Here is a 25,173-nt window from a genome sequence, read left to right as displayed (position 1 = left end):
TTATGAACCACTCTTTTGATTATATTATTGTAGGCGCAGGCTCGGCAGGCTGTGTGTTAGCAAATCGCTTGTCTGAAGATTCAAGTAACAAGGTATTGTTACTTGAAACCGGCGGCAGCGATAAAAGCATCTTTATTAAAATGCCCACTGCTCTGTCGATTCCAATGAATACCGATAAGTATGCGTGGCAATTTCATACGCAGCCAGAAAAGTACTTAGATAACCGTGAAATGCACTGCCCACGCGGTAAAGTGCTTGGCGGCTCATCATCTATTAATGGCATGGTGTATGTACGTGGTCATGCGAAAGATTTTGATGAATGGCAGCAACATGGCGCTAATGGCTGGGATTATCAAGCCTGTTTACCGTATTTTAAAAAAGCAGAAAGCTTTTATCTAGGTGAAAACAGCCATCGTGGTGGAAAAGGCCCCCTTGGCGTTAATAACGGTAATAACATGGAAAACCCATTGTATAGCGCCTTTATTGATGCTGGTGCTCAAGCGGGTTATGCCACTACAGCTGATTATAATAGTGCTCAACAAGAAGGCTTTGGCCCTATGCACATGACCGTTAAAAACGGTGTGCGCAGCTCAGCCTCTCGTGAATATTTAGATCCGATTAAGCATCGCAGTAATTTAACAATTGTAACCGGTGCACTTGCTCAGCGCGTTATTTTAGACGGCAAAAAAGCAACCGGTGTTGAATACAAGCTCAATGGCACAGTTAAAACAGCCACAGCAAGTAAAGAGGTTATTTTAAGTGCGGGCTCTATCGGTTCTCCTCACCTGTTACAACTGTCCGGTATTGGTGATACACAAATACTTGAAAAAGCAGGTGTTGAAGTAAAACATCACCTACCAGGTGTTGGTCAAAACTTGCAAGACCATTTAGAGTTTTACTTTCAATATAAGTGTAAACAACCCATTACCTTAAACGGTAAATTAGGCTTGTTTTCTAAAGGTTTAATTGGTGCAAAATGGCTGCTTACCCGAAAAGGTTTAGGCTCAACTAATCACTTTGAATCGTGTGCCTTTATTCGCTCAAAACCGGGTGTAGAGTGGCCTGATATTCAGTATCACTTTTTACCGGCAGCAATGCGTTATGATGGACGCAGTGCTTTTGCAGGGCATGGTTTTCAAGTGCATGTAGGTCATAACAAACCTAAAAGTCGTGGCAGTGTCACTATTGCCTCAGCAGATCCGACGCAGCCGCCAAAGATTGTGTTTAATTATCTTGAGCATCAAGACGACATTGAAGGCTTTAGGGCGTGCGTACGTTTAACGCGTGAAATTATTGAACAAGCTGCCTTTGACGACTTCCGTGGTGAAGAAATTCAACCAGGGCAACAAGTTCAAACGGATGAGCAAATTGATGCCTTTGTGCGCCAAGCAGTGGAAAGTGCTTACCACCCTTCTTGCTCTTGTAAAATGGGTGAAGACGACATGGCTGTAGTTAACTCAAATACCCAAGTGCATGGCATGAAAAGCTTGCGTGTAGTTGACTCGTCGATTTTTCCAACCATACCTAATGGTAATTTAAATGCGCCTACCATTATGGTGGCCGAAAAAGCCGCTGATATTATTTTAGGTAATAAGCCTTTAGCTCATACAGGAGTTGATGTTGTGAATGCCACTGATTGGCAAACTTCACAACGAAATAAAACCCTTTAATTTAGCCTGCCATAAAGGCCACTCTTTTAAGCAAAATGCTTTAAGGAGTGCCTTTATGCGCCTTGCAGTGGCTCACAAGCATAAATAGGTTATGCCTGTGTTAATGCAAGCACAATAAAAAACGGAGTATATATGTGTTATTTTTATTCATTCTGGGAGGGCGATAATGACTATTTGGCTTAATGCAGGCATTATTTTCACCTTACTTGCCATTGTTACTATTTTAATAAAATGGGGCAATGTACGCGTAGTAGGCGTCACACCAGTGAGAACATTCACTTTTATAGCAATCCTGTTTACCTCAGGCCTAGACGTTGGCCTTATTATGTTCCCTTTAACCGAATTTGCCGGTTATGCAGACATAAAAGCAAGCCCAGAATATGCATTTGCCAACCCGCTCTCTATTGAGTTTGGTTATTGGGGATTTTTAATTTGGGGATTTTATTTTCTTACGTGCTTTTATTTCTGTGTAATAGAACCCAAAGTGAAGTTTTTTGAAATTCCATGGGTTAAGTTTTTAAACAACGTGGTCATTATTGGTACTTGTGCGTTTACCGCTTACTTATTACTGAGTAACTTGCCATGGTATTTACCTGAACTCGGTGATGGCTCAAATGTTATTCCTGCGTTTTACTTAATCGTGCTTGCCGCTATTTGCTTTGCGGTGTATTCAAGTACCGATATTAAATATGTACGCTTTTTAAGTATTGCAACTACTTGGTTGTTTATAGCCCTAATTGGCTTTATGTGGGCTGATGCCTTCTTATTTGGCGACAGTGAACTCTCTGCATTTACTAAAAACATCGGATTAATTGGTAATTACTTTGCCAACATCAATGAGTTTGTATTACCACTGAATGATTACCATGAGTTTTACTTATTTTGGTGGTTTGCGTGGAGCATTATGATTGGTCAATTTACATCGCGTTTTGTGGGCGGTTTAAAAACCTATCAAGTCCTTGGTGCTATGCTGATTTTCCCATCGATTCCAATCGCTATCTGGTTTAGTGTGTTATATCACTACCATGAAGCCGGTATTCCAACCGAGGGAATCAAAAACTTTGCTATGGTGTTTGTAGGTATAGTATTTGTTATTAATTCGCTCGATTCCCTGATCCGTTTATACACAGATAATTTAAACCTAACCGTAAAACGCTTTGGTAAATTTAAATATATTGCCATGAACGTTGTCGCTTTGTCGCTACTAACACTGCTATTTAAGCTTGAGTTTTTGCAAATTCAATGGGTTGGTGCTTTAGTTATAGGGTTATTCTTTATTTGCCTTGGTTTTATTGCCTACAGCAAACTTAAAACGGTCAGCAATATCGAAGGATCGCCTAAAGCGAATAAAATTGATTACACAAAAATAGAAACTATCAGCTAGGAAAACACATGAACAATAAATTAAAACAACTTTTTATCGCTTTACCGTTCACCGTTTTATCAACAACGGCAGCGGCTAACTGGTCAACAACGATTACGGCTGCATCTGATTACACCTTTAATGGTGTATCACAAACAGATAACGATCCGGCACTGCAAGCAAGCCTTGACTACGCGTATGATAACGGTGTTTATGCCGGAGTATGGGCATCAAACGTAGATTTTGGTGATGACACCGACTTTGAACTAGATGCTTACGTAGGCCGATACATTCAGTTAAACGAACAAGTAAGCCTGGATTACGGTATTGCTTATTACACTTACCAAGGTAATAACAGCGATGGTAACTACGCAGAAGCGTATACTAAATTTGGTTACGCCAGTGACTACGGCCAAACAGAGCTTAACTTTTGGTACAGCTGGGATTACTTTGGCTACGATACTGGCCATGTCATTTCTATGATTGCGCACACTTACGAGCTTGCGCCAAATCATGCGATTCGTGCCAGCTTTGATATTTCAAACTCACTCGATGGCAATAAGTTCCAATGGGATGAAGCTAAGGGCGACAAATCGTATTATCACTACCGATTAGCATACCAAACGAGCTATGAAGGGTTTGGCATTGAAGTGGCTGCTGAGAATACCAGCCTAGATTACGATTACGCAGATGAGCGAATTGTACTTGCTATCTCACGTACATTTGATTTGTAATAGTTAACAGGGTCTGTTGTAATTTTAAGATTGAATTTGCAGCAGCCTGTTTGGTATTTAGGCAAAGCAGAGCCTATGTAGTGTTATTCCCCATAAATAGGCGATAACGTAGCATTAATGCCAAACAGGCGCTGCCCAAAGGGTTCTTCCTAGGGGCTATTTACTCTTTGTTGCTCGGTTTTTACTTAGCCCACTAGGTTACAAACCTCGCGCCGCGATTAAACACCCCCTAGTTTGAACAAATTTCAATCCACAAAGGTCAACAGACCCTAGTAAATATAAAAAACACGCTACTGGTTAGCGTGTTTTTTATTGCCTAGTAAAATCTTACTTTTATATTGTTTATAGCGTTATAACTGCCACGCATAACTGACTTTAGTAAAGAAAGTACGTTGGTCTCGCTCAATGCTTTTTAACGAGTCATCCTGATAACCTTTATCTGAATACCCTAAGTAAAATAAGGTTTGTGCGTTAATTTTGTATGAGTACACCAGCTGACTACCGTAATCTTTGTTGATTTCGCTAACCTGATAAAAGTAAGCATCCTCATTTCTGTCTATATCTTCAAACTGTAAAATCAGCTTAAGCATAGCGCGCATACTAAACTTATAATAAAGCCTAAAATCAATAAGGTTTGCGGTAAAAACACGTCGCCCTTGGTAATCATCTAAATGGCTATAATTATGCCTAACATCGACCTGCCAATGGTTATTAATATCCCAAACAGCCTGCGATTGTGTGGTTAAAACATCGCCTAGCTGTTCATTGGTGTAATCTATACGGCTTGCATATTCGGCATATAACGATAATCTCAGATCTTTTGACGGTCTAAAAGCCGTATAAAAATAACCAATATTTTGGTTATAAAACTTGCCGTTATAATTTTCATAGCGATTTAACAAACCCAGCTCAAATACAGACTGCTTTTGACCTTGAAAGGTCATGTAACCTTCGTATTCTTCTTCAAGTAACTCGCCATTTTGCGCCCAGGTTTTATCCCAATCGGCGGTGTATGACCAGGTTGTTAGCATGTCATGTTCATCACCATACCAAGTTTGTCCGCCACCAAAGCCTACTTTTTCATAGTCTACCTTTTCTTGATAACCTAAATCGGTCCGGTAATCCTCACCAATATTGTCATAGGTCGCGTAGAGCTTATAATCACGCTTATCGCGTGTCAGCTTTAATGCATACGCCATATCCGACTGAGAGTCTGCTAAATTGTAGTTATCAACTAAAAACGGCGAGTTATTGGTATCAGCATTCGCGATTTGATAATTAAGCGTATCTGACTGATTAAACCAATAGCTGCCATCAACCGATAGTACCGTATTATGGTAGTCACTACTTTCTCTATGTGTAGAAGTGACACCAATAGTGCCTTGTTGGCCAATATCATATTGATAACGTGCCACCACTGCTTTGGTTTTATCATTTAAGTTGGCAAAGCCCGAGCCTTGGTTAGTTGGCAATAAAATATTACTGTTATCGTCATCTGCAAACATTAGCGCATAACTGTGGCTGTCGGTTTTACCGGTGAGCTTGGCGCCAATATTTGGCTCAGCTATGGTACGGGTATAAAGGAGTTCAAATAAGTTACTTTTAAAGTAAGATGCGCCATCTAAGAAAAACGGGCGTTTTTCTGCGTAATAAATAGAATATGTGGTGTTTACATCCAGTTCTAACGAATCGGTTTCTACCTGAGAGAAATCAGGGTTTATGGTGGCATTAATTACCGCATCTTTGGTAACCCCCCAACGAAGATCAAGCCCTACCTCAGTGTCTACATTGCCATTATCCCACGCACCAGGTACTTGTGTTTTTTGATCGTTTCTCAGTGCGGTTAATGTTGGCGTTAATTGCAGGTTTTTACTCGGTGCTAAATTATTAAATCCGCTTATTTTATCAAACTGACATAAACTACATTTAATATCACGGTCAAAGCCTGTGCTTGATAATTGATACAACACATCACGCTGATAATTTCGCATTACAGCAAAACCCCAGGTAGATTGATCTTTATTTTGCGCAAATCGCAGCGCTTTAAACGGAATACGCATTTCAACTACGTAACCTTGCTCGTTTACGGTACCGGCACTGTCCCAAATGGCATCCCACGATAAATCTGACACCCATTCATCGGTATCCGTCATGCGAAGGTCACCTTGAGCGCCCAGTGGGTTTACATAAAACTCATAGCCTGTACGTTCATCGTTAAAGGTATCAATCACCAAACCGACAGTATCATCTTGCCAGAGGGTATCTCTGTCACGAAGCGCCGCGCGAATTTTACTCGGATCCGGGTCATAAGCTACAAACGCCACATATAAATTATGACCATCGTCATAAAGGTATGCATCGGTTTTTACTGGCGGTGTGCCTTTTTCATTCGGCTCATCTTGGTAATTTACCGCAACATGTGTTGCTTGTTGCCAATGTGGCTCGTTAAGCACGCCATCTACATCAATATTTTTATTAATGTGCGCGAGTTGATAATTAAGCTTATCGGCAAGTGCATTAGGGCTGAGAGTTAAACCGAGGCTGAAGCTGATAAAAAACAGCAATGTTGTTATTTTTATAGGTATAAAGTACTGCATAAACATCCATTTAGGTTTATTTACTTGTTAAAAGTAAACTTTGCTCAGGAGTGTAAATTATACCGGTACATTTGTTAATAGTTGCGCGCTATTATTTGCAATAAAATTAACAAAAAACTAATACACAACGAAGTGGAATGATTATGTGTCGAGAAGTTTTAATTTATTAGCCACACCATTCCAGCTATCGGCATCTTCCGGGGCGGGTTTAACTTGGGTGATGCGTGGCCATATTTCTGCTAGCTCCGCATTTAATTGGGTAAACTCTTTTTGCGATTCAGGTAATTCATCTTCTTGAAAAATAGCATCAGCGGCACACTCAGGTACGCATAAACCACAGTCAATACAGTCAATAGGACTAATAGCCAAAAAATTAGGACCTTCAAAAAATGCATCTGCAGGGCATACTGATACGCAATCAGTGTACTTACATTTTATACAATTTTCGGTGACTACAAACGCCATAATGGTTTAATACCTAATGTTTCACAATAACAGCTGCGGATCATACCCAACCCTTACCAAAACACAATAAATAAGTGCCAAAAGTGGGCAATTTAACGTAACATATGGCGCTTATAAATCAGCGCTTTGTGCACACCCCTTATTGTGAGCGGAATTTAATCCCCGCTATGACACCTAAAGAGATATTAATGATACGTTTAACCGAAATAAAGCTGCCGCTTGACCATGACGAAAATGCCATTGGCCAAGCCATCATCAATAAATTAAATATAAGCCCAGAGCAGCTACACAGCTACAATGTGTTTAAACGCGGTTACGATGCACGTAAAAAAAGCGCCATTTTACTGATTTACACGCTTGATGTTGAAGTGGATAACGAAGCACAACTGTTAACCTCGTTTGAAAAAGACCAACACGTTAAAGTCTCCCCTGACACCAACTACAAATTTGTAGCGCACGCCAATAGCAGTATTAAAGAACGCCCTGTGGTAATTGGCTTTGGCCCTTGTGGCTTATTTGCCGGTTTAGTGTTGGCACAAATGGGCTTTAACCCAATTATTTTAGAGCGCGGTAAAGAAGTGCGTGAGCGCACCAAAGACACCTTTGGCTTTTGGCGTAAAAAGGCCCTTAATACAGAATCAAACGTACAGTTTGGTGAAGGTGGCGCAGGCACGTTCTCAGACGGTAAGCTCTACAGCCAAGTAAAAGACCCTAAACATTATGGTCGTAAAGTCATTACTGAGTTTGTAGAGGCCGGCGCTCCTGAAGAAATTTTATACGTGAGTAAGCCGCATATTGGTACCTTTAAACTGGTAACCATGATTGAAAAAATGCGTGCACGTATTATTGAACTTGGTGGAGAAATTCGTTTTAGCACGCGCGTTGACGATATCCATTTAGACAACGGCCAAGTGACTGGGCTTACGCTTTCTAATGGTGAACAGCTCGAAACTCGCCATGTGATATTAGCGGTTGGCCACAGTGCCCGCGATACGTTTAAAATGATCCACGATAAAGGCATTTATGTTGAAGCTAAACCCTTTTCAGTGGGCTTTAGAATAGAACATAAGCAATCAATGATTGATGAATGCCGCTTTGGCGATAATGCGGGTAACCCTATTTTAGGCTCTGCAGATTACAAATTAGTACACCATTGTAATAACGGCCGTACTGTATATAGCTTTTGTATGTGCCCTGGCGGCACAGTAGTTGCCGCAACCTCTGAAGAAGGCCGAGTCGTCACCAATGGCATGAGCCAATATTCACGTAGTGAACGTAATGCTAACAGCGCTATTGTAGTGGGTATTTCGCCAGAAAAAGACTTCCCTGGGCATCCCCTAGCCGGCATTGATTTACAGCGTAAACTAGAAGAGCAAGCCTATGAACTTGGTGGTAAAAACTACGATGCCCCTGCACAGCTTATTGGCGACTTTTTAAAAGGTAAATCATCGGCTAATTTAGGCGATGTACAGCCTTCGTATACGCCGGGCATAAAACTGACTGATTTGAGCAACGTATTACCTCCTTTTGCGATTGAAGCCTTGCGTGAAGCAATTCCTGCTTTTAACAAGCAAATTCGTGGTTTTTCAACTAATGATGGCTTACTCACTGGGGTAGAAACGCGTACTTCATCACCAATAAGTATCAAGCGCGATAAAACCTTCCAAAGTATTAATACTAAAGGGCTTTACCCTGCAGGTGAAGGCGCGGGTTATGCGGGTGGTATTTTATCAGCGGGTATTGATGGTATTAAAGCCGCAGAGGCGGTTGCGTTATCGATGCTAGAAAACGCCTAAATCGATTTAATCGACCTTTATCGAAAAACCTCACAATGTGAGGTTTTTTTGTGCTAAAAATAACCTGTGTTTCCATAAAATAGATAATAACAATGATTATAAAACGGCTACTTTTAACCTTATGTGTTTGTACAATAACTAACTTACACGCAGCGGCTAACAATACAGAGCTTAAAACCATTAGTGACATTCACAGTGCCTATAAAAATAATAGCACTACAGCTGAACAGCTTACCCGCACTTATATCGACAGAATAAACGCGCTCAATCCTAAATATAATGCGGTAATTAGTATTGAGCCCACTGCAATTGAACAAGCCAAACAACTCGATGCACTATTTAAAGCCGGAAAATGGGCAGGCCCTTTACATGGTATTGCGGTATTACTAAAAGATAACATTGAAACAACAGGTACATTACCCACTACAGCGGGCTCATTAGCACTTAAAAATAACGTTACTAATAACAATGCCTTTGTGGTTAAACAATTACGCCAAGCAGGGGCGATTATTTTAGGCAAAGCGAACTTAAGTGAATGGGCTAATTTTCGCTCATCGTATTCGTCATCTGGCTGGAGTGCCATTGGCGGACAAACCCATAACGCCCATGATGTAACGCGTAATCCGTGTGGTTCAAGCTCGGGCTCTGCTGTCGCGGTTGCTTTAAATTTTGCACCTATTGCGCTGGGCACAGAAACAGACGGCTCAATTACCTGCCCTGCATCTGTTAATGGGGTGTACGCCATAAAACCCAGTATGGGACAAGTTTCACGCGCAGGCGTGGTGCCACTTTCTAGTAGCCAAGATTCGGTAGGCCCCATGGCACATTCTTTAATAGATGCACTCGCGGTATTGTCCGTCATTCAAGGGGAAGACCCTAATGATGTATCAACACTCAACGTAAATAGAAAGCTTGATAGTATAGTGCCTAAGCCGTCACTGAAAATAGGCGCTTTACCTGCCAGTAAGTTTACTGTGGAAACACAAAAACTTTACGCTAAACAGCTACAAGCATTAAAAGACGCAGGTCATACCGTTGTCAATGTTGAAGTAAAAGATGATTTAAGCACACTTTACGTTGATGAATACGCCATCTTGCTTTACGACTTTAAAGCCGAAATTAATCACTATTTAAGCCAAACACCAACGCAAGTAACGGTAAAAAGCTTAGACGATTTAATCGCATTCAATACCGCAAATAAACAGCAAGAAATGCTCTACTTTGAGCAAGATATTTTACAGCAAGCCAACGCGGTTGATTTGAGTGAGAAACAACAATATCAAAAAACCAAGGCGCGTTATCGCGCACTAGCAAACCGCGCTATTAGCAATTTATACCGCAATAATAAGCTCGATATTGTGATTGCACCCACCGTTTCGCCCGCCTGGAAAACCGATTTAATTAACGGTGATAACTTTAAAGGCAGTAGTAGTTCATTGCCTGCTATTGCAGGAACAACCCATATCACTCTGCCAGTAGGTAAAGTAAGCCACTTACCGGTTGGGTTGTCGGTTATTGCTAATCAAAACGCTGAAGCGGCTGCTTATGCGTACGCTGCAATTATCGATAATGTATTAGGCATAAAAAAACCTGAGTAAACTCAGGCTTTTTTAATGGCTTAGCTGTCTTACTTTTTAAGTGACAGCTTTTCGCCTTTTAAGCTTTTACGTACATTAGAAATACGCGAACGGTTCTTCGCTCTCGCTTCACCGGTAGCTTGGCCTGATGGCTTATTAGCACGGGTACGGCGTAAATGCGCTGGCTTTTTACCAATTTTATCAATCAGTACTTCACGATTACTTACTTCGTAACCTTCTAAGTAAACACGTTTAATTTTTTGACCAATTAAGGTTTCAATTTCAAACAACATGTTTTCTTCTTCGCGGCTAATAAACGAAATTGCTTGTCCTTGGTTACCAGCACGACCTGTACGGCCAATACGGTGTACGTAATCTTCAGCAAGCCAAGGTAAATCAATATTAATAACGCGCGGTAAACCGTCAATATCAATACCACGTGCTGCAACTTCTGTTGCAACTAAAACGCGTACTTTGCCTTCTTTGAATTCACGTAACGCACGACGACGGTTACCCTGCGATTTATCACCATGACACACTGCCGCTGGGATACCGTCTAGGTTAAGCTCAGTGACTAGCTCATCTGCGGTTTCTTTCATGTTTACAAACACCAGCACTTGCTGCCAGTTTTTCTTACCAATTAGCTCAGAAAGCAACTCTTGCTTACGGCGCTCTTCTACTGGGTAAACCACGTGTTGTACTGTGCTTGCGGTGCTGTTAGTTTGATCAACACGCACAATTTCAGGTTGCTTTAGCACTTTAGAGGCAAATTGTTTAATTGCTGCTGGGAAAGTTGCTGAAAACAATAAGATTTGACGCTCATCAGCACAGCTTTTTATCACGCTTTGCATGTCATTAATAAAGCCCATATCGAGCATACGGTCAGCTTCATCAAGTACTAAGTGTTTTACTTGGGCAAGGCTTAAGTTACCTAAACGAATATGATCAAGTAAACGCCCTGGTGTTGCTACTACAATATCCACACCTTCTTTGAGTGCAATTTCTTGTCCTGCAGTATTAACACCACCAAATAAACTCACTACTTTTAGCGAAGTGTACTTAGCAAAGTCTTTAAAGTTATTCGCTATTTGCTCTGCAAGCTCACGCGTAGGTGCAAGGACTAAGGCGCTTGGCGCATTCGTAGTACTGCTATCTGACTCAAATAACTTTTGGATAATAGGGAGTGCAAAGGCAGCGGTTTTACCTGTGCCGGTTTGAGCACTCGCTAAAACGTCTTTACCTTTACGAACAGCCGGAATAGCTGCGCGCTGAATGGGCGTAAGGGTGTGGTAATTAAGTTCGTCTAACGCCTGAATAAGTTCAGGGGCAAAACTAAAAGATTTAAAATTCATTGCTGTATAACCTGCGGCCACATTATCAAGGGTCGCAAATTATACAGTAAAATTGCTTAAACAGTTAGTTTTAAACACCAGAAACCACTAATTTATAAAATGCGGGGTAATTAGCTATTATTAGACGCTGTTTGAGTTAGCTAAATGATTTTAACTCGCAATATTAATCCTCGCTTATTCACTTCTTTATTGCGATTTTATAAACTTTACACCGTTCTTTTACATTGTGTTACATAACCATTTGCATTTAAATAAAAAAAGCAGGTACACTTTCCCGCCCATTTTGTTGGGTGAATATAAATTAAAGGAAATTAATAATGATAAAAAGATGTTTAACTGCTGCGGTATTAGTAAGCGCGTTTGTTTCAATGCCGTCACAAGCAAAAAGTGGCATCAACCCATGGCAACAATGTGGTATCGGCGCGATGGTTTTCCCAGATAATGGCGTTGCTGCAGCAATTTCTAATATTATTTGGGATTTAGGCACAACTGCAGTGTCTTCTAACATCTCTTCAGTAGAAAGTTGTGAAGGCGCTAACGTAAAAACAGCGCAGTTTATTCAACAAACTTTTCCTGTATTAGAACAAGAAATAGCACAGGGTGAAGGCGAGTATATCGCTGCAATGCTTAACGTACGTGGTTGTGATGTAACTGCACATCAACAAATTATCACTTCGGTACGTAACGATTACGCAAACGCGCCAATAGACAATGCACAAGCATTTTATGAATTAGTTGAAGGTAAAATTACAACTAACTTTTCATCTCAATGCGCTGCAATCTAATAATTAAAGGGCTTAACAGCCCTTTTTTTTGGTTAAACAATGAAACCTCTATTTTATTTAATTAGTGCTTTTTTATTCATCTCTTTCTCAAGCTCTGCCACGCAATCTATCTCTGTTTTAGCCAAACACCCAATATGGTTGAAGTTTGGGCATTACAAAAACCAACCAGCTACCATCAGTTATATTACTAACGCATCATTTTTTATTGCAGATAACGGACGTACTGATCCGGCTGCCGAATTAAAAGCAACAATCCATGCTTTTAATAACCTGCCCTCAATGCCATGTCGCTACCCTGCTCGTTACCAATGGCTCAAAGAGCAAGATTTAACCTTTTCAATGCCAGCTGCAGAGTGCCCAAAATTAAAGCAATGGCGAGAGCAACAAGCAATTCACTCTGTTAGTTTAGTATTTGCATCTGGTTATATGAGTAATCCCGCATCGTTATATGGTCATTTATTACTTAAACTTAATCGCTCGACCGAATCAAAAAACAAATTATTAGATTACAGTATTAACTATGGCGCACACGTTCCAGATAATGAAAACGGCTTGGTGTATATTCTCAAGGGCTTGTTTGGTGGTTATAAAGCCGGTTTTTCAGATCAATTGTTTTATCGCCACCAGCACAACTATGGTGAAATAGAATTAAGAGATTTATGGGAATATACCCTCAATCTAAACAAGCGCGATGTGGTTTTTATTGCTAATCACTTATGGGAAATTTTAGGCACTGAATTTGATTATTACTTTGCCGATGAAAACTGTGCATTTCATCTTGCGCAAATTATTGAACTTGTTATTGGCGATCAACTAACCAGCGAAGGCGCTCCTTGGGTAATACCAGCCACTATTTTTTCAAGATTAAACACGGCCACTTACCAAGGCCAATCGGCGGTTAAAAAGATCACATTTACCCCCTCGCGCGACACTGTATTTGCCAAGCACGTTCAATCTTTAAGTGAAAAAGAGCTCAGCTTTGCTAAACAAATCTTTGCTGAATCAGCAGTACTTAAAAGCAAATCTTTTTTAGCTTTGCCAGTACAGTCTCAAAAAGCCATTATTGGGGCTTTATTTGAACTCGTACAAGTAAAACAAATTCAAAAGCAAACCCCAGTAAAAATAAGTGAGTTAAAAAATGCACTTATTAAAGCGCGCTTAAAGCTGCCAATGGGCGAAAACAAAGTAAAATTTCAATTTACCCAACAGCCACCACATAAAGGGCAAAAGCCCTCTAATAGCTCAGTTTCTGCGGTGCACACGGCTGAGCAAACACAGTACACTTTGGGTTTTAGGTTGAGTTATTTTGATACCCTTGCCTCTGATATTGCCCGCATTCCATTTTCTAATTTAGAAATGTTAGATACCGAGCTGATGTTTACTGATGGCGAAACTTACATAAACAAAGTTCATTTATTAGATTTGGAGTCATTCAATCCAAACCAATTATCTTGGGCTAATGAATCTAAGTGGTCGTGGAAAATTAATGTTGGATTCGACAGACAACCAGCACTGTGCAGAACCTGTAAACACAGCTTTGTTATGGGGGGAGCCGGACAAGCTTGGCAATTTAGCAACAACACCTTAGCCTATAGCTTAATTAATGGTTATTTAGGTGATTTAGCTAAAAACAGCCACTTTTATGATTCGTCGGTAGAAGTGGGGGTTATTACTGGTACTGACTCAAGTATTAAACTTAAAGCATCCTACGAAAAGTCATTCTTAAATGCCAAAAACCCTGCGCAAACCAAACTAGAAATGGCAGTGCCTTTAAGCCAAGATATTGATATTAGATTAGCGGTCACTCACGCTAATTCAGCTATGTGGCAGCTTAAACTCAACTACTATTGGCAGTGATATAAAAAGGCAGCCTCTGTGTTTACAGTAGGCTGCTTTGAAAATTTAGTATTTAATAAATAGTCTAACAGTTTAAGATAAAATCAAAACCTTACTAATATCCACACACTGCGCTCGACTACCGACAAAATCTTGCTCATTAAGCTGATTAATTAGGGTTTCACCTTGTTGCTGTTGCTCATCGCTAAGCGGCACATAAGGCATTCTAAACACTGGGTTAACCGCGCCTGTCATGATCATCGCGGTGTTAATGGCAATTGGGTTTGGCTCGCAAAACAGCCAGTTCATTAATGGTTGTAATGAATTATTTAGCGCATCATTTTTGCTATCCATTAATTGACGGAACAAACCCGGGATCAGGTTAGACGTAACTGAAATAACGCCATGTGCTTTATGAGTATGGCGTGCATCGTGTGCTTCGTCATCATTACCAGACCAACACGCAATACCCTGTCGTTCATAGTGCGCTATACGCTCATTGCCACCACATTCTTTAACACCAATAAAGTGCTCATGCTGGGCCAGTGGTTCAATAATATCAGGGGTGAGGTCTTGCCCTGTGCGCCCTGCTACGTTGTAAATAAACGCCGGACCAATATCAAGCACACGTTTAAAGTGCTCTTTAACACCGGCAATTGATGTGCGCCCGTAGTAAGGGTTAATTTGCAATGAGGCATGCATGCCGCTGGCAAAACCATATTTTGTTGCTTTAATTGCTTCGCGCGTATTGTTACTACCGGTGTTACCTATAATTAGTAATTTATCGCCAAATTTGTTGGCACTGTGCGCAATTAGCATTAAATGCTCTTCCCAGTTCATTAACTGGCCTTCACCGGTTGTGCCACCAACGACAATACCGTCAACACCCGCTGCAATTTGTATTTCAACGAGTTCATCATACTTTGCAAGATCGATCTCACCATTGGCTAAGTAAGGTGTTTTAATTGCAGTAATAAGGCTTGCTTGTTTAATTTGTTCTAGGGTGCGCATAAAAAAATCATTGTTATTAATACTTGCCCTATTTGTACCATATTTACCGCGCTATTTGCAGTGATAGCCAGTATTTAATTATAAAATGGCTTGTGTTATTGAGTTTGATGATACAAAATAAACAACTGTATAAATAAACAGTATTTTGTTTTTTACTATTAAGCGAGCCACTATGCGTTTATCTGACTATTTAAGCACTCACTTTTATCACACTGATGAGTTATGCCAAGCACTCAACATAGACACTGAAACTCTTGAAAATTGGCAAGCACAGAGCATTTTCCCTAAACCCAGTTATTGCATTAAAAATCAAATGAGCTGCAGCTCTTATTCAGGGTTATATGAATGTGAAGAATACGACGATTATTATCCCCGAGGTTGTGTAAATTGGGGGCAAGGATTAGTTAAACAAAAAATTGAATCATCTAACCAAGCTTTTAATCTGTTTGCCCAGCACTATACCCAATGTTTGGCAAAGCTTGCACAGCAAGGCTTTATATTTAACGAAGAATTGTTTGGCTGTGAAATAGAAGAACATTTACAGCAAGTATGGCAACAATTTTTATGCAGCAAATATGGCGTGCTCACCCAAAATGGCTTAATCGATGAAATTGTGGCTGTGGATATTGGCAGATTATTAGTAGACGATATAACCGAACTGCGCAGCAAAGCCAGTTTAGATAAAGATGAGCGCACCCGTATTCACCCTGCCATGAAGCTTCTAAATAAAGCCCTTAGCCATGGCGCCGATCACGAAAAGCAACTCACATTACGTAGCCGCTATATTGATGCTCTTATTTTAAAATACGATTTATCGATTAAGTAAAGGGTCGTGTTTGGCTGAGGAGTTTAGCTATGTATGGATTGTTGGTTTTATTAAACAATGCCAACACTGTGCTTTGCGGCTTATTTTTAGTGCAACGAGACAAACAGTCCGACAACTACGCCTTGTTAATTGCAGATTTACGATTTAGATATGATTTCATTAACCGCATGAGATACATCATCTTTTATTACTGACTCTTCAATAATTGGTATTACCCATGAGGCACCAAGCATTTCTAAAGAAAAGCGCCAATCTTTCCATAACTTTCCTTCAATGGTATCAAGACTATCAAGTCCAAATCTTGAAGATGCCCCCCACTGAGCAATTGAAGGCAGCTTAGGAACAGCACTTTGAGCTCCAAAAATAAACGGGCGTTCCATATTGTCTGGCATGATTGCAAAGTAATACTCTACTTTTTCAGTCTTATTTAGAAATTTCGAGATAATTATCATTTTTTACTAGGCTAATAGCGCTCAAATATTGAATAAAGCGACATCAATTAATCCGTCTTTGTTTGAGCTTATTGCCTTATTAATCATTTTTTACCAATAGCCATTAAAACAGGCATATTTCCTTTTGAACTATTCATTATAAAAGGACTATTCACTTTAATGCTTACAAAGCCACTTGCCGCAAATGCTTGTTTAACTCTTTTCTCTGACAACCCCATACCCGATGAATCATCCTTAGAAAGCCAATCCCATTGAACAAACAGACCGTCTTTTTTTAATAAAGATTTTAATAAACTTAATGTCATTTCATAATCAGGCAGAAAACCGCAAACAGACGATGCGACTATTAGATCAAATTTATTTTCTAGCTCAGGAGAGTTTTTAAGCAATTCACTAGATAGGTAATCACAAATAGACGTTACATTATTTAGTGCCTTTTTATCCAATAGCTTTATCATTTCAGAAGATGGATCTATCGCTACGATACTTTCAACCGATGGACTCATTAGCTGAGTCAAGGCGCCTGTACCACAGCCAAAATCTAGAACGGTTAGACCATTAATATTAATGCTATCTAAGAGCTCTGAAAATGCATTTTTTGCATACTGTTCAACACTAGGATCTACATCCCAGTTTTGAGCATACTCATCCCATTCGTTACTCAATATTCTCTCCAAAAAGTAAATATTTCGACTAAACGCCTAACGCTGAGTTAAGCGCAAAATAAAGTCAGCCTAAACTAACAGATCTCGAGCCAATTATACCTTTAATGTTTAAGTGCTTGGCTAATTACCTTGTATTAGGCAATTTTCTGGCTCAATCAGAGCTCTTTTTACTTTTCCAGTTTTTCTATCAATTGGAAAAGCAACAACGCAATCTCCTTTTTCTTTAAGCCTATATGCGGGAAACTCGTCATATAAGTAATAGCCATCTGGCTCACCTAGGAGCTTTTTAATACTAGAACGATTTTGCTTTTGTACATCATATTTAGCTAAAAAGTCGTTTAACATTGCCCTTCGATTCGATATGTTATTTTGCCACATAGCCTGATTGAATGATATTTCAAGTAAACTGGAATCCTTTGTTGGTTCAGAGCATGCAAAGAGAACCAAAGAAAAAGCTATTAAGATGTATTTCATTTTTTAATCACTTTTAATTTTCCAGCGTTCAACGCATCATTACACATTTTGGATAATTTAGTATTATCTGAGTTTGAAATACCAATCCTCAGACCGACACTATTATTATGAAGATCCATAGTCTTCTCTTCAGCTATATTTAAAGGGCTACTTTCATGAGCATTAGTGAATTCTAAAGCATTCTTATAACCGATATCTCGTGATAGAGTCGCTGACCAAAAGCAATGTCTAAAGGCATCACTTTTATCATTTCGTCCATTATGCCCAAAACGCTTGGTAGTCTATGAGTACGCTATATCACGGGACTTCATAATCGCAGTTACATGATGAGGATGTGTTTTGATATAAGACTTCTCATCATCAGTAAGATGGTCGTATTTATCATAGAGTGAACTTGCCATTTTTAATTCCTTTTAGTTGATTACAATAGAGTCAAAAAACTCAACAATCTAATCTAGCTAAATTGTCGTTTTATAAACCGTCAAATGTCCATACATTCCTTTTGTATTTATATTAACCACCAAAAAATATATGTAAACAAGTAGTTAGCTTCAGGCCTGTTTATGGTAGTGCAAAGCTACACCAAAAAGGGTGTGCTCAGTAATATCAGACAAACCACTGCTACCAATGCAAACAGTATTTCTTATTAAAGATGGCTATTATGAAATTGTTTGTATTCTGAAACAGCTTTGGGTTTAAGAGGTAGCTGAAAAGGATGATATTTGAGCGGTATTTGGAAATGATATTTATAACAGAGCTGTAAGTTACAGCTCCTGCTTTGCTATTAACTCAGTGTCATTTAACCAATGGTTTTATACACATCAATATTAATAGAGGTGATAAATTCACCTACTGCATCACCAAACGCTTTAAAGTGGGGCGCGTTTTTATGGGCTTCAAAATGCTCATTAGACGCCCATTGCTCACTCACTAAATAGCTAGTTTGCTCAGCATCGTTTTTAACTGATAGTTCGTAACGCAGGCAGCCTACTTCTTGGCGCGAAGACTGTTGTAAGTTTTCGAGCTCGGTCAATAGACGCTCTGCATCCCTATTTTCACTCGATAGTGTAGCAATTACCGTTAACATGGGTGTTCCTTGTTTCAAAAATAAAGGTGCAGCTCAACTGCACCTGTTTTGGTTCTGGCTTTTTGGTTATTGATCCCACTGTGGTGCAAAGTCAGGCGTTGCTTGGCGGTCGTTGCAATCAAGGCCATCAATTCGCGCTATATCTTCATCATCAAGTTTTACCTTGTCGTTAAAGTTATCTTCTAAGTTTTTACGCTTGGTCGATGATGGAATTGTGGTCATGCCGTTCGCATTTTCCCATGCAATAACCACTTGCGCTGGCGTTGCATCGTGTTTATTGGCAATATCTATGATGGTTTGATCGTTTAACACTTTACCAACCACAAACGGCATATAGGCTGTTACATGTATGTCATGTTGAGCACAAAAGGCGCGCAGTTTGGTATTGGTTAAATAGGGATGCACTTCTACTTGGTTAGTAAATATTTCACGCGAGTCTAACGTTTGCATCGCTTCTTTTAAGTTCGCAATAGTGAAGTTTGATACACCTATATGTTTGGTTAACCCTAACTTTTTAGCTTTTAGTAGCTCAGTCAGGTATTCGCTCATAGGCTCATTGTTTGATGGTGCAGGCCAGTGAACTAGCAATAAATCAACCGAGTCAACTTGTAACTTTTCTAATGATTTTTCTACACTTGCGATAAAGTCGTTTTTATTGAGTTTATTGTTCCATACTTTGGTAGTAATAAATAACTCATCTCTGGGAATATTACTGTCTTTAATGGCTTGGCCAACTTGCTCTTCGTTACCATAAATTTGCGCGGTATCAATATGACGAAATCCTACTTCTAACGCCATTTTTACAGATTCATAAGCAGTTTTACCTTCTAAACGAAAAGTACCCATACCTAAGTCTGGCATTTCAATTACACGTTGTGTCATAGCTTTATCCTTATTAAATAATTGGTTTAAAATTCAAACGTCGCGTTTACTAAATACACCGATTACTTTTTGATTTAAAATTTCGACCTCATGAAAATACTGAGGTCATTCATTTTTATTTCAAGACTAACCTACATAAGTTTCGCTTTATTTAGCCTGAACATTTTGTTTATCTAGCCTGCCACTGTACCGGGTGACTATTAAAGCCAGCAATGAAACAACGGCGCCAATCCATGCGGTATCTTTTAGTTCCATGTGCTCTACTACAAGGCCCCCCGTAATAGAACCCAATGCTATGCCAATGTTAAATGCTGCTATATTTAATCCAGATGCAACATCGACTGCGTTAGGAGTATCTTGCTGAGCTTGCTTAACAACATAAAGCTGCAAACCAGGTACATTACCAAATGCAAATGCCCCCCAAACTAATATGGTTAATACGGCAGCAACCTTTGACTCCATGGTAAAAGTAAATATCAGTAGAATTACAGTAAGTGCACTAAAAATAATGCTCAGCGCACTGATCGGGCCTCGCTTGTCAGCTAATTTTCCACCCCATATATTACCAACAGCCACTGAGACACCATATACCAGCATAATTATGCCAATTGTTGAAGATGCAAATCCAGTCTGCTGCTCTAAAATGGGGGCCAAGTAAGTAAACGCAGTAAACGTGCCGCCATAGCCTAAAATTGTCATTAAATACACAAGCAGTAATCTAGGTTTAGTAACAACTTGAAGTTGCTCTTTAAAGGTTGCCGGTACTGATTGCTTTAAATTTTTAGGTACTAATACAGCACTTCCAATTAAAGCGATAATACCAAGTGATGACACCACTAAAAATGTAGCGCGCCAACCAAAGTGCTGCCCTATCCAAGTACCTAATGGCACACCCGTTACTAGCGCTACCGTAAGGCCGGTAAACATAATTGCAATGGCGCTAGCCTCTTTATGTTTACTTACTAAGCTTGTCGCTATCATTGAGCCAATAGAGAAAAATACACCGTGAGCAAGTCCAGTTAAAATGCGTGCTATTATTAACGTTTCGTAGCTAGGGGCTTGCCAAGCTAATAAGTTACCCATAACAAATAAGCCCATAAGACTTATAAGTACCACTTTTCGGTTCCAGCGACCCGTTAATGCAGTGAGAACCGGTGCGCCAATAGCTACACCAACCGCATATAAGCTCACTAGTAAGCCTGCTGATGGTAAGCTCACGCCTAAATCGTTTGCAATAGTTGGCACTAAACCCACTATAACAAACTCTGTTGTTCCAATTGCAAATGCGCTTAAGGTAAGCGCCCATAAAGCCAATGGCATAGTTACATCCTCATTTTTAAAATAGATGTACAGTGTGAGTAAAAATGCCTTTGCAATAAATGGCATAAATGGCAAAATACTTTTGTTTATTTTGCAAATATAAATGAGTCAATTTATGCCTGTTCAAGCTAAAACTGAAGATCTAGAAATGTTTATTACCATTGTTGATTGTGGCAGTTTTTCCGGTGCGGCTAGTTTACTTGATTTAAATGTAGCTAAGGTTTCAAGAGCACTATCTCGTCTTGAAAGCAGGCTAAACTGCACATTACTAAATAGAACAACACGCCGCTTAGAACTTACCGAGGAAGGGCATATATACATAGAATATGCGCGAAAGGCTTTAAACACGCTGCTTTGCGCCGAAGAAACAATTAACCTACTTAAGCAAGCTCCAAAAGGGCATTTGCGTATAGATGCAGCAAGCCCATTTGTTTTACATCAACTAGCACCTCTAGTTAATGAGTTTAAAAAGCAGTACCCACAAATCACCCTCGATATTACCTCACATGACAATATTATTGATTTACTTGAGCGCAAAACAGATTTAGCTATCCGCATTGGTGACTTAAAAGATTCAAACCTTCATGCGCGTAAATTAGGCCAAAGTAAATTGAAATTGGTCGCAAGCGCAGGTTATTTAAATAATGCGCCACCGTTACAGCAGGTTTCAGATCTTAAAAACCATAATCTAATTGGCTTCAGTGAGCCCAACAAACTCAATCAATGGCCTTTAAAACATGAGTTATCACTGCACTTTGATTTAAGAGCTAGCAGCGGCGAAACCATTAGGCATTTATGTATTGCTGATCAAGGTATAGCACTACTCTCACAATTTATGATTGCCGAAGATTTGGCTTCTAAACGATTAGTAGAGGTGTTACCCCAGAGTATAAAAACCCCTAATAACCGAGAGTCTATTTATGGCGTTTATTACAAAAATGGGGCGGTTTCTTCACGTATCGTTGCTTTTTTAGATTTTATACAACCGCGATTGAGTTTATAAATCGCTTTTTAAATCAGTTTAAAAGCCACTTAATGAAATAAAATATAATAATGACGGTTTTAAGATCAGTATCAGTATATACATTGAAGTTGCATTATTTAGATGAGGTAGTATGGATTCTTTAACACAAGTTGCGTTAGGTAGCGCTGTAGGGTACGCAGTATTAGGTAACAAAGTGGGCCGCAAAGCGGTGTTATGGGGCGCTATTTTGGGCACTTTACCCGATTTAGATGTGTTTTTACCCTATGGCGGCAGTGTTGAAGCATTTACTTATCACCGTGGCTTTAGCCATTCATTTTTTGTGCACTTGTTAATTAGCCCTTTGATTGTTTGGCTAATTTTAAAAATACACACTGGCATGCAAGCGTATAAAACACGTTGGTTTTGGTTAGTGTTTTTGTGTTTATCAACCCATGCACTATTGGATGCACTTACTGTGTACGGTACGCAATTAATGTGGCCACTTACAGAGCATCCGTTTGCAATTTCAAATATGTTTATTATTGATCCCCTCTACACGTTACCGCTATTAGTAGGGGTTATAGGCACTTTAATACCAAAAATAACCGCCCCAACCGCCTACAAAATTAACGCAATTACGCTCACAGTAAGTACTCTCTATTTATGTTGTTCGCTTATTCTTAAAGTTGTTATTGACGATAAAGTCAACACTGCGCTGCAAAACAGAGACATCACAGTCAATGAATACATTAGCACTCCAGCACCGTTTACTACTTTACTTTGGCGGGTGGTTGTGATGTCGGATGGGAAATATTATGAAGGCTATGCATCGGTGTTTGATACACCCAACGAGGTTACCTTAAATGCATACCAAACAACCCCTTCTTTACTAAACGAGATTAAAAATGAATGGGGTGTTAAACGCTTGAAGTGGTTTACAAAAGGGTTTTATTCCGTTCGCGAGCAGCAAGACAAAGTTATTCTCTCTGATTTACGCATGGGCATGGAGTGTGCTTATGTGTTTAATTTTGTTGTCGGTCAGAAAGATGGCTCAGCAATCAGTGTCGGTAATTTTGAAAAAATAAGTCAAAGACCCAACTTAAACAACCTACCTAAAATATGGGATAGAATTTGGCACCCCGATACCGTATTGGCATCGCCATTAGCAAAAAATAATTGTGTAGAGCAATAATACCAACCTGCATAAATATTTGAACAATTTAACGAATTAAATCACCCTATAACGATGTTAAAATTTTTTCATTTAGAACAACTAGATATCAAAAATTTCGCCTAGTTATAGAGCGATTTTCTTATCGTTAAAATAGATCCCATATCCAAGCAGTTTGGTATAAATCCAACTGTAGCTGCCGTCTTTTGGGTAAACTCAACTAAATACCTTGTTGAGTTTACCCCTATTTAGTTAGGGTTCGTCGTATAGCTGGGTTCTGTTCTTTCCGCGCTCTTTGGCTTTATATACCGCATTATCAGCTTGGGTAAATAAATCGGTAAACGTCGCTTTCGCACTACTTAAACTTGCCCCAATACTGGCAGTTACTGGGCGATTACCTACTTTAATTTCAGCAATTAATAAATGCAGCCTTTGGCAAAATAACAAAGTATCTGCTTTATTTGTATCTGGCAGCATAATTAAAAACTCTTCACCGCCATAACGAGAAATAAGATCGGTTTGTCGACCAAAATGTTTAAGACGTTGCCCCAACTCTTTTAAAACCCGATCCCCTTCTAAATGCCCAAAGGTATCATTAACAACTTTAAAATTATCAATATCGATAATTAATAATGCAACCGACTGCTTTGATCGCATTGCCTGTTCGAGTAACAGCACGCTGCGGTAATTCATCTCTCTTCTATTTAATAAGTTGGTTAACTCATCGGTAGACGCTAAAGATTGTAAGCGTTCAGTTTGCGCTTCTAACTTTTCCCGTGTTTTAATCAGCTCGTCGTAAAGCTTATCTCGCTGAGTCGCGTTAAAAAAGCTCCAGTATATATAGCCCTTTTCATCAAGCTGAGCATTAACGGTAACCGCCATACGCTCGCCTTGGGCGCTGAGCATAATTAACTGCATTTCTTGACACGCTTTTTCATGCAGTAAGGTAGGAAGCACATAACTTTGTAAAAATATTTTTGATGATTTAGTTATAATTTTATCAACCGACTTGCCAATAAGCTCATTACAATTCCACTGTAATTCCTTTTGAAAATAAGTATTTGCATAAACAATAATGTTATCTGCATTTGTCACTAATGCACCATTTAAAAAGTGATCTGCGGAATAATCAGCAAGCTTTTCATCTACTTTATCAAGTGACATGTGGCTAACTCACAAAATCAAAAATTAAACGGCTGACTGTTTCTGGGTGCGTCATATGAATACAGTGGCCATGCGCACTAATAACCTTAAGTGTTGCATTTGAAATTTCATTCGCTACAAACTCCCCAACAGAAGGCGCGGCTAAAGCATCATTTTCACTTTGTAAAATTAAAGTAGGCTGTTTTATATGTTCAAGTATAAAACGGTAGTCGGATAAAAACGTGGCTTCTGCAAAGGTTTTTGCAATAAGGGGATCGGTTGAGCAAAAACTTCCCGATAGTTCCGCTATAAATTCATCTGGATGAGAGTTGCCCATTACTAGAGGCGCTAAATAATTTGCCCAACCAATGTAATTTTTATCCATTAGGTTTAGTAATTCGTGAAGGTCTTGTTTTTCAAATCCACCAAAATAATCAGGGGGTAAATTTAAAAAGCACGGTGAGGGGCACACCATAACCAGCTTAGAAAATAGCTCTGGTTGCTCAATGGCAGCAAGTGCGCCAATGGTGCCACTAACCGAGTGGCCTATAAATGTAATATCGGTAAGTTCAAGTGCGGCACATATTTCTAGTACGTCTTTGGCATACCCATCAAGGGTTGAGTAGCGCTGTTTATTATATTTAGACACATCAGAGTTACCTGAGCCTACATAATCAAACAGCACTAAAGTAAAATGTTGTTCAAGGGCAGGAATAATAAATCGCCACATGTTTTGGTCGCAACCAAATCCGTGAGCCAACACTAAGGTTTTATCACCCTTGCCAATTATTTTGACGTTGTTTCTGCTGAGTATTTCATTTAAATGTTGCATGCTGAATTATCCCTTTCTTATTTCAACTTATTAATGGTAGTTCAACTACGAGCCGAAACTACTATTTTAACATAAAATGTAGTTTAACTTATTATAAAGCTTTAAACATCAATTAGTTAGTTGAAAAATAATCAAGGGGCAAAGTACATACTATTGTATTGAATAAGTGTA

The 25,173-nt window shown here is 39.4% G+C and carries 22 protein-coding genes; 10 read left to right on the top strand and 12 right to left on the bottom strand.

The annotated features are described in order from the left end of the window. Window positions 1-2: 2 nt before the first annotated feature. The 3 genes from betA (at window position 3) to A9479_RS07020 (ending at window position 3,767) form a co-directional block, all read left to right on the top strand. A complete protein-coding gene (gene betA, locus A9479_RS07030) occupies window positions 3-1,670 on the top strand; it encodes a choline dehydrogenase (RefSeq protein WP_064663022.1) in 1,668 nt (555 codons plus the stop codon). 166 nt (window positions 1,671-1,836) lie between these two features. Further along, on the top strand, window positions 1,837-3,054 hold the full coding sequence (locus A9479_RS07025; protein ID WP_013463220.1) for a BCCT family transporter: 1,218 nt from the start codon (window positions 1,837-1,839) through the stop codon (window positions 3,052-3,054). A gap of 8 nt (window positions 3,055-3,062) precedes the next feature. Continuing rightward, entirely contained in the window at window positions 3,063-3,767 is a 705-nt protein-coding gene (locus A9479_RS07020; protein WP_028834775.1) for a TorF family putative porin, read from the top strand. A 350-nt stretch (window positions 3,768-4,117) separates the two neighbouring features. On the opposite strand, the gene A9479_RS07015 is transcribed toward A9479_RS07020, so the two are convergent. Next, a complete protein-coding gene (locus A9479_RS07015; protein ID WP_064663021.1) occupies window positions 4,118-6,364 on the bottom strand; it encodes a carbohydrate binding family 9 domain-containing protein in 2,247 nt (748 codons plus the stop codon). 141 nt (window positions 6,365-6,505) lie between these two features. Then, the gene (gene fdxA / locus A9479_RS07010) at window positions 6,506-6,829 is read right to left on the bottom strand and encodes a ferredoxin FdxA (protein WP_008114035.1); all 324 of its coding nucleotides are present in this window, start codon (window positions 6,827-6,829) and stop codon (window positions 6,506-6,508) included. A 188-nt stretch (window positions 6,830-7,017) separates the two neighbouring features. Here fdxA and A9479_RS07005 point away from each other — a divergent pair, with 188 nt between their 5' ends. Beyond that, window positions 7,018-8,625, top strand: a complete 1,608-nt coding sequence (locus tag A9479_RS07005; RefSeq protein WP_013463219.1) for an NAD(P)/FAD-dependent oxidoreductase — start codon at window positions 7,018-7,020, stop codon at window positions 8,623-8,625. A gap of 92 nt (window positions 8,626-8,717) precedes the next feature. Then, window positions 8,718-10,223, top strand: a complete 1,506-nt coding sequence (locus A9479_RS07000; RefSeq protein ID WP_064663020.1) for an amidase family protein — start codon at window positions 8,718-8,720, stop codon at window positions 10,221-10,223. A 29-nt stretch (window positions 10,224-10,252) separates the two neighbouring features. Here A9479_RS07000 and A9479_RS06995 read toward each other — a convergent pair whose 3' ends face one another. Continuing rightward, on the bottom strand, window positions 10,253-11,554 hold the full coding sequence (locus A9479_RS06995; protein WP_064663041.1) for a DEAD/DEAH box helicase: 1,302 nt from the start codon (window positions 11,552-11,554) through the stop codon (window positions 10,253-10,255). Between the two features lie 317 nt (window positions 11,555-11,871). Between A9479_RS06995 and A9479_RS06990 the strand changes: the two genes are divergently transcribed. Together A9479_RS06990 and A9479_RS06985 are read left to right on the top strand one after the other, a co-directional pair. After that, complete coding sequence (locus tag A9479_RS06990) at window positions 11,872-12,339, top strand: DUF3015 family protein (RefSeq protein ID WP_008115277.1); 468 nt, start codon at window positions 11,872-11,874, stop codon at window positions 12,337-12,339. Between the two features lie 39 nt (window positions 12,340-12,378). Continuing rightward, the gene (locus A9479_RS06985; protein ID WP_064663019.1) at window positions 12,379-14,196 is read left to right on the top strand and encodes a DUF4105 domain-containing protein; all 1,818 of its coding nucleotides are present in this window, start codon (window positions 12,379-12,381) and stop codon (window positions 14,194-14,196) included. A gap of 72 nt (window positions 14,197-14,268) precedes the next feature. On the opposite strand, the gene dapA is transcribed toward A9479_RS06985, so the two are convergent. After that, window positions 14,269-15,186, bottom strand: a complete 918-nt coding sequence (gene dapA / locus A9479_RS06980; protein ID WP_064663018.1) for a 4-hydroxy-tetrahydrodipicolinate synthase — start codon at window positions 15,184-15,186, stop codon at window positions 14,269-14,271. A 172-nt stretch (window positions 15,187-15,358) separates the two neighbouring features. Here dapA and A9479_RS06975 point away from each other — a divergent pair, with 172 nt between their 5' ends. After that, the gene (locus tag A9479_RS06975; protein ID WP_008115283.1) at window positions 15,359-16,012 is read left to right on the top strand and encodes a DUF6058 family natural product biosynthesis protein; all 654 of its coding nucleotides are present in this window, start codon (window positions 15,359-15,361) and stop codon (window positions 16,010-16,012) included. A gap of 137 nt (window positions 16,013-16,149) precedes the next feature. On the opposite strand, the gene A9479_RS06970 is transcribed toward A9479_RS06975, so the two are convergent. The 6 genes from A9479_RS06970 to A9479_RS06940 form a co-directional block, all read right to left on the bottom strand. Then, window positions 16,150-16,464: a hypothetical protein gene (locus tag A9479_RS06970; RefSeq protein WP_231893550.1), complete on the bottom strand. Its 315-nt coding sequence runs from the start codon at window positions 16,462-16,464 to the stop codon at window positions 16,150-16,152. Window positions 16,465-16,547: 83 nt separating this feature from the next. Next, entirely contained in the window at window positions 16,548-17,129 is a 582-nt protein-coding gene (locus tag A9479_RS06965; RefSeq protein ID WP_082918303.1) for a class I SAM-dependent methyltransferase, read from the bottom strand. Window positions 17,130-17,249: 120 nt separating this feature from the next. Further along, window positions 17,250-17,603: a hypothetical protein gene (locus A9479_RS06960; RefSeq protein ID WP_064663016.1), complete on the bottom strand. Its 354-nt coding sequence runs from the start codon at window positions 17,601-17,603 to the stop codon at window positions 17,250-17,252. Between the two features lie 799 nt (window positions 17,604-18,402). Then, window positions 18,403-18,690, bottom strand: a complete 288-nt coding sequence (locus tag A9479_RS06950) for a putative quinol monooxygenase (protein ID WP_064663015.1) — start codon at window positions 18,688-18,690, stop codon at window positions 18,403-18,405. Window positions 18,691-18,756: 66 nt separating this feature from the next. Beyond that, window positions 18,757-19,572 (bottom strand): 2,5-didehydrogluconate reductase DkgB, encoded by an 816-nt coding sequence (gene dkgB, locus A9479_RS06945; RefSeq protein ID WP_013463211.1) that lies wholly within the window; start codon window positions 19,570-19,572, stop codon window positions 18,757-18,759. A gap of 147 nt (window positions 19,573-19,719) precedes the next feature. Then, window positions 19,720-20,892: an MFS transporter gene (locus A9479_RS06940; protein ID WP_197487243.1), complete on the bottom strand. Its 1,173-nt coding sequence runs from the start codon at window positions 20,890-20,892 to the stop codon at window positions 19,720-19,722. A gap of 115 nt (window positions 20,893-21,007) precedes the next feature. Here A9479_RS06940 and A9479_RS06935 point away from each other — a divergent pair, with 115 nt between their 5' ends. Together A9479_RS06935 and A9479_RS06930 are read left to right on the top strand one after the other, a co-directional pair. Further along, on the top strand, window positions 21,008-21,895 hold the full coding sequence (locus tag A9479_RS06935) for a LysR family transcriptional regulator (RefSeq protein ID WP_064663040.1): 888 nt from the start codon (window positions 21,008-21,010) through the stop codon (window positions 21,893-21,895). 112 nt (window positions 21,896-22,007) lie between these two features. Beyond that, window positions 22,008-23,048 (top strand): metal-dependent hydrolase, encoded by a 1,041-nt coding sequence (locus tag A9479_RS06930; protein ID WP_064663013.1) that lies wholly within the window; start codon window positions 22,008-22,010, stop codon window positions 23,046-23,048. A 231-nt stretch (window positions 23,049-23,279) separates the two neighbouring features. On the opposite strand, the gene A9479_RS06925 is transcribed toward A9479_RS06930, so the two are convergent. Both A9479_RS06925 and A9479_RS06920 read right to left on the bottom strand, forming a co-directional pair. Continuing rightward, window positions 23,280-24,191: a diguanylate cyclase gene (locus A9479_RS06925; protein ID WP_064663012.1), complete on the bottom strand. Its 912-nt coding sequence runs from the start codon at window positions 24,189-24,191 to the stop codon at window positions 23,280-23,282. A 4-nt stretch (window positions 24,192-24,195) separates the two neighbouring features. Next, window positions 24,196-25,002, bottom strand: coding sequence for an alpha/beta fold hydrolase (locus A9479_RS06920; RefSeq protein WP_013463207.1), 807 nt, complete (start codon window positions 25,000-25,002; stop codon window positions 24,196-24,198). Window positions 25,003-25,173: the final 171 nt, after the last annotated feature.

Source organism: Pseudoalteromonas sp. MQS005 (assembly GCF_001661605.1).
GTDB lineage: Bacteria > Pseudomonadota > Gammaproteobacteria > Enterobacterales > Alteromonadaceae > Pseudoalteromonas > Pseudoalteromonas tetraodonis.
The sequence above is the reverse complement of the archived record's forward strand: the minus strand, read 5'-3'. Positions and strand labels throughout refer to the sequence as shown.

What these genes read in the sequence shown, in the direction of transcription:
- betA (WP_064663022.1), top strand. Translation starts at nt 3, where the DNA reads ATGAACCACTCTTTTGATTATATTATTGTAGGCGCAGGCTCGGCAGGC.
- A9479_RS07025 (WP_013463220.1), top strand. Translation starts at nt 1,837, where the DNA reads ATGACTATTTGGCTTAATGCAGGCATTATTTTCACCTTACTTGCCATT.
- A9479_RS07020 (WP_028834775.1), top strand. Translation starts at nt 3,063, where the DNA reads ATGAACAATAAATTAAAACAACTTTTTATCGCTTTACCGTTCACCGTT.
- A9479_RS07015 (WP_064663021.1), bottom strand. Translation starts at nt 6,364, where the DNA reads ATGCAGTACTTTATACCTATAAAAATAACAACATTGCTGTTTTTTATC.
- fdxA (WP_008114035.1), bottom strand. Translation starts at nt 6,829, where the DNA reads ATGGCGTTTGTAGTCACCGAAAATTGTATAAAATGTAAGTACACTGAT.
- A9479_RS07005 (WP_013463219.1), top strand. Translation starts at nt 7,018, where the DNA reads ATGATACGTTTAACCGAAATAAAGCTGCCGCTTGACCATGACGAAAAT.
- A9479_RS07000 (WP_064663020.1), top strand. Translation starts at nt 8,718, where the DNA reads ATGATTATAAAACGGCTACTTTTAACCTTATGTGTTTGTACAATAACT.
- A9479_RS06995 (WP_064663041.1), bottom strand. Translation starts at nt 11,554, where the DNA reads ATGAATTTTAAATCTTTTAGTTTTGCCCCTGAACTTATTCAGGCGTTA.
- A9479_RS06990 (WP_008115277.1), top strand. Translation starts at nt 11,872, where the DNA reads ATGATAAAAAGATGTTTAACTGCTGCGGTATTAGTAAGCGCGTTTGTT.
- A9479_RS06985 (WP_064663019.1), top strand. Translation starts at nt 12,379, where the DNA reads ATGAAACCTCTATTTTATTTAATTAGTGCTTTTTTATTCATCTCTTTC.
- dapA (WP_064663018.1), bottom strand. Translation starts at nt 15,186, where the DNA reads ATGCGCACCCTAGAACAAATTAAACAAGCAAGCCTTATTACTGCAATT.
- A9479_RS06975 (WP_008115283.1), top strand. Translation starts at nt 15,359, where the DNA reads ATGCGTTTATCTGACTATTTAAGCACTCACTTTTATCACACTGATGAG.
- A9479_RS06970 (WP_231893550.1), bottom strand. Translation starts at nt 16,464, where the DNA reads ATGATAATTATCTCGAAATTTCTAAATAAGACTGAAAAAGTAGAGTAT.
- A9479_RS06960 (WP_064663016.1), bottom strand. Translation starts at nt 17,603, where the DNA reads ATGAAATACATCTTAATAGCTTTTTCTTTGGTTCTCTTTGCATGCTCT.
- A9479_RS06950 (WP_064663015.1), bottom strand. Translation starts at nt 18,690, where the DNA reads ATGTTAACGGTAATTGCTACACTATCGAGTGAAAATAGGGATGCAGAG.
- dkgB (WP_013463211.1), bottom strand. Translation starts at nt 19,572, where the DNA reads ATGACACAACGTGTAATTGAAATGCCAGACTTAGGTATGGGTACTTTT.
- A9479_RS06940 (WP_197487243.1), bottom strand. Translation starts at nt 20,892, where the DNA reads ATGCCATTGGCTTTATGGGCGCTTACCTTAAGCGCATTTGCAATTGGA.
- A9479_RS06935 (WP_064663040.1), top strand. Translation starts at nt 21,008, where the DNA reads ATGCCTGTTCAAGCTAAAACTGAAGATCTAGAAATGTTTATTACCATT.
- A9479_RS06930 (WP_064663013.1), top strand. Translation starts at nt 22,008, where the DNA reads ATGGATTCTTTAACACAAGTTGCGTTAGGTAGCGCTGTAGGGTACGCA.
- A9479_RS06925 (WP_064663012.1), bottom strand. Translation starts at nt 24,191, where the DNA reads ATGTCACTTGATAAAGTAGATGAAAAGCTTGCTGATTATTCCGCAGAT.
- A9479_RS06920 (WP_013463207.1), bottom strand. Translation starts at nt 25,002, where the DNA reads ATGCAACATTTAAATGAAATACTCAGCAGAAACAACGTCAAAATAATT.